The 1,153-nt window shown below is 68.5% G+C and carries 2 protein-coding genes; both read left to right on the top strand.

What is annotated here, in order from left to right; all coding sequences use genetic code 11:
- Positions 1-58: 58 nt before the first annotated feature.
- Entirely contained in the window at positions 59-577 is a 519-nt protein-coding gene (locus DRB19_RS29650; RefSeq protein WP_245439937.1) for a helix-turn-helix domain-containing protein, read from the top strand.
- Positions 499-1,152 (top strand): transposase, encoded by a 654-nt coding sequence (locus DRB19_RS29645; protein ID WP_276330648.1) that lies wholly within the window; start codon positions 499-501, stop codon positions 1,150-1,152. Before DRB19_RS29650 ends, DRB19_RS29645 begins: the two co-directional genes overlap by 79 nt.
- Position 1,153 lies beyond the last annotated feature (1 nt).

Genomic DNA, 1,153 nt, shown 5'->3' with positions numbered 1-1,153 from the left:
TCTAAGTAGGCCGCCATAAGTTTTGCAACGCGAGCGCTGCGGTTGTTCTCTGGGGAGCATGCAACGACATGATCACTCTTCCGGGACGTGGCTTGGCGAGGCGGATCGCAAGCCGCTTGCCGCAGCGCTTGCGGGCGCCCGTGAGGCGCGGGTGTATCGCCGCCTCGAGGCGCTGCTGTTGGTGGCCGAGGGCCATTCTATGGCTGAGGCGGCCCGCCGCTGCCGGGTTGACCGCTCCAGCGTGCACCGCTGGCTGGTGCAGTACAGGGCCGAGCACCAGACCACGGCACTGATCGACCGGCCGCGCAGTGGGCGTCCGCGCCTTCATCACACCCTCACGCCGCGGCGGCTGGCGGCGGCCCTAGCACGCGACCCGCGCCGCTGCGGCTACCAGGCCACAACTTGGACGGTGCCGCTGCTGGCGCACGACCTGGCCGCGAAGGGCCTCGCCGTCAGCCCCCGGACCCTGCGGCGCCGGCTACACGAGGCAGGCTACCGCTGGAAGCGCCCGCGCTATGTCTATGTCGAGCGGGCGGATCATCTGCCGCAGAAAAAGGGGGCATCATCCGGCGTCTGAAGGGGGGTTGGCATAGGGGCGATCGGCTGCTGTGCCTCGATTGGACGCTGTTGCGGCTGTTTCCACCGCTGTGCGCGACCTGGGTGCTTGAGGGGACTCAGGCGGTTGTGCCGATCACCGGCCGCAATGCCAAGCGGGTACTGTTTAGGGCGATCGACCTGCGAAGCGCGCGCCGGGTGGTGCTGATCCGCTCCCACGCCAGTCAGGCCGATGCCCGGGCGTTCCTGCGCACGCTGCGGCGTCGGTACCGCCGCGCCGGCTGGATCTGGCTGCTGACCGACCGGGCGAGCGCCCACACCGCCCCGCAAACCCAAGCGCTGGCAGCCCGGCTGCGCATCCGCTTCGTGTGGCTGCCTCGGCAAGCGCCGGAACTGAGCCCGATGGATCAGCTCTGGCGTGAACTCAAGCGGCCGGTCGCGGCCAACCGACAGGCGGCCTCCATTGACGCCCTAGCCGCCACGGCCGCAACCTGGGTTCTGACGCTGACGCCGCAACAAGCGTTTCGTAAGGCCGGCATGGCCTCCAAACACTTCTGGCTCAGAAAGCTGTTGCAGAACTTTTGGCGACCTACTTAGC

Source organism: Microvirga aerophila (assembly GCF_003332305.1).
Lineage (GTDB): Bacteria > Pseudomonadota > Alphaproteobacteria > Rhizobiales > Beijerinckiaceae > Microvirga > Microvirga aerophila.
Note: the sequence above shows the minus strand (reverse complement) of the source record. Positions and strands in the feature narration are given on the sequence as shown.

Coding starts and splice junctions, on each gene's coding strand:
- DRB19_RS29650 (WP_245439937.1), top strand. CDS start 59: ATGCAACGACATGATCACTCTTCCGGGACGTGGCTTGGCGAGGCGGAT.